Origin of the sequence: Pseudoalteromonas sp. Z1A6, assembly GCF_011378745.1 — a bacterium.
GTDB classification, from domain to species: Bacteria; Pseudomonadota; Gammaproteobacteria; order Enterobacterales; family Alteromonadaceae; genus Pseudoalteromonas; species Pseudoalteromonas arctica.
Map to the genome: position 1 here is coordinate 1 of NZ_WTKW01000624.1, position 1,114 is coordinate 1,114.

The 1,114-nt window shown below is 33.0% G+C and carries 2 protein-coding genes; both read right to left on the reverse strand.

Features of this window, described 5'->3' with window-relative positions; genetic code table 11:
- Positions 1–292 (reverse strand): hypothetical protein (locus tag GQR46_RS20600; protein WP_206009725.1); only part of this gene is annotated, 292 nt, incomplete at its 3' end.
- An 85-nt stretch (positions 293–377) separates the two neighbouring features.
- On the reverse strand, positions 378–959 hold the full coding sequence (locus GQR46_RS19970; RefSeq protein ID WP_165742273.1) for a serine acetyltransferase: 582 nt from the start codon (positions 957–959) through the stop codon (positions 378–380).
- Positions 960–1,114 lie beyond the last annotated feature (155 nt).

Genomic DNA, 1,114 nt, shown 5'->3' on the forward strand with positions numbered 1-1,114 from the left:
ATTCATTTAGTCTGAAACTAATAATTATAGTGATAAGGCTATAGTAGATAAAAAATAAACTATCGTAGTACCATGCTATCCCCAAAAAAGTCAGAGCTATTGGGGTTATAAATAAAAGTCTAAGTACATAAAGAGAGCTGTAAACTTCTTTCTTAGTGTGACTTTCGGTATCTGTATAATTTCGCCTAAATACATTAGGTGTGCCAAATTCAGCTATTGCTAAAAGTACCGTAGCTATTGATATATAGTATGCATAATACCCATACTCACTTTTCCCCCATACTTTTATCATGCATAATACTAGTATAATGGATGAAAACACTTGGATAATTCGGTGTAATGAAGAGTAAGAAAACTGCTTCGCAAAATTCATATGCTTATTTACTCTGTGTTACGCTAAAAGAACGAAATTGAAGAGGACCTTTGTCTGATACTTTTCTAGCTGGTAATCCTGCAATAGTTTGATTCCCTTCTTTAAACGATTTGTTTACAACACTATTCGCACCTATTCCAGTATTATCTCCAATAGTAATATCTCCATATAATTTAGCGCCAGGACCTATATAACAATTATCCCCTATAATGGGCGCATGTAAGCTATTATAAGTTGCTGCGCCAATATTTACACAAACATGAATTCTACAATTAGTGCCAATTCTGGTATGAGAGTTAATAACGATGGTACCGATGTGAGCAATTGATAAACCCGCTCCAAAAGTATTAACGGGTATTGTAAAACCAAATTTTTGCCCTACTTTTTTTGAGTAAAACCTGAACAATAACGCTAAAGCTCTACCAAAAAAAGATTTATGGCAATTAGTCCAATATTCAGCTCTTCTTAAAGCTCTTTGGAAACGCCAAATATCGTGAAATAGCCACTCTTTAAAGCTATCTTTAGCACCGAGACTTTTTTTATCTTCGATTAAATATCTTTTATAATCATGCTTAGACACAATCATGATTGTCTGTCCTTAAATTGATTATTTTGAACCGTATATTGATTATAAATTGTTAATGCTGTTATTAAAGCGTAGAGTGTAGATCCCTCTATTTGCCAAAGTGGCATTGTTGCTAAATTCAATATAAAAAAACCTAAATGACAAGCTAACAGACG

Bases quoted from the DNA above. Each gene is read 5' to 3' on its own strand.
- GQR46_RS19970 (WP_165742273.1), bottom strand. From the start codon at position 959: ATGATTGTGTCTAAGCATGATTATAAAAGATATTTAATCGAAGATAAA.